The following is a 965-nucleotide window of genomic DNA, read 5'->3' on the forward strand; positions in this document are numbered from 1 at the left end:
GGATCGTCGCCAAACTCGCCGGACAGACCACCTTCGTCGTCCTACACCGCCGCTGGTGCGTCGAGCGCACCTTCTCGTGGATCAACCGGTGCCGACGTACCGTCCGTGACTACGAACGGCTACCCAAACACCACGCCGCGATGGTCCAGTGGGCCATGGTCATCGTCATGGCCCGCCGCCTCGCCCGCTACCAACACACCTGAAACCCTTATTTACCAGGCTCTGAGGGTGTCGGTCGTAGATCTCGGACATGGCGGCCAGGATCTGCGTGAACTCTGGCGGCGTCGCACCGGACCAGGTGCCCTTGTGCCCGCGCGGGCAGAACGAGCAGAAGCTGGTGCAGCCTCGCGAGATTTCCAGCTGCGCGACGCCCTGGTGCGAGAACGTGGCATCGAGCAGATCCAGTTCCGGAAGTGTGTCCGTCTGCACGCGGTTGGCGATCGTCGCGGTCCGCCGATGGCGGCTTACCCGCAACAGGGCGTTTCCCTTCGTTTCGGTCCCTCCCGCATAGCCGATGCCGCGGATGTCGGGCAGCGTGAGGTCGCCGTGCCAGTAGCTGATCGCGTCCTGCATGGTCGGCTCGCCGGCGCCACGTGCGACGAGAAGCTGCGGATAACGGTCTAGCAGCAGGCGCTCGTTGCGGGCGGTGAGGCTTCCACCGGCCAGGACCAGTGGCGGCGTGTCGAGACCGAACACCTCGTCTAGCAGGCGGGTCATCAGGTCGTGTTGCCCGAACGTCGCCGACACGCCGAGAATGTCTGGCTGGTTCTGCGTGATTTCGGCGAGGACGTTATCGAGGCTGACACCGAGCTGCATGTCCAGCAGCCGAACCTGGCCACTTAGAGGTCGCGCAGATAGGTCAAGATCATGGGCGTCGGGTGGGACGGTTGTCCCAGCGGTAGAGGGTCCATGCCTGCCGGATCAGGCTACGTAGAGTGATGATCGCGTCGGCGAGGTCGAAGAAC

The 965-nt window shown here is 64.6% G+C and carries 1 protein-coding gene and 2 pseudogenes; 1 reads left to right on the forward strand and 2 read right to left on the reverse strand.

The window, feature by feature from the left end:
• On the forward strand, positions 1–203 hold a 203-nt coding region (locus tag ABGB16_RS33795; RefSeq protein ID WP_347672111.1), incomplete at its 5' end, for a transposase.
• Between the two features lie 16 nt (positions 204–219).
• On the opposite strand, the pseudogene ABGB16_RS33800 reads toward ABGB16_RS33795, so the two are convergent.
• Together ABGB16_RS33800 and ABGB16_RS33805 are read right to left on the reverse strand one after the other, a co-directional pair.
• Positions 220–816 (reverse strand): annotated as a pseudogene (locus ABGB16_RS33800) (radical SAM protein); the annotation flags it as partial.
• 49 nt (positions 817–865) lie between these two features.
• A pseudogene (locus ABGB16_RS33805) lies at positions 866–965 on the reverse strand (IS5/IS1182 family transposase); the annotation flags it as partial.

The organism is Micromonospora sp. B11E3 (genome assembly GCF_039871625.1).
Classification (GTDB): domain Bacteria; phylum Actinomycetota; class Actinomycetes; order Mycobacteriales; family Micromonosporaceae; genus Micromonospora.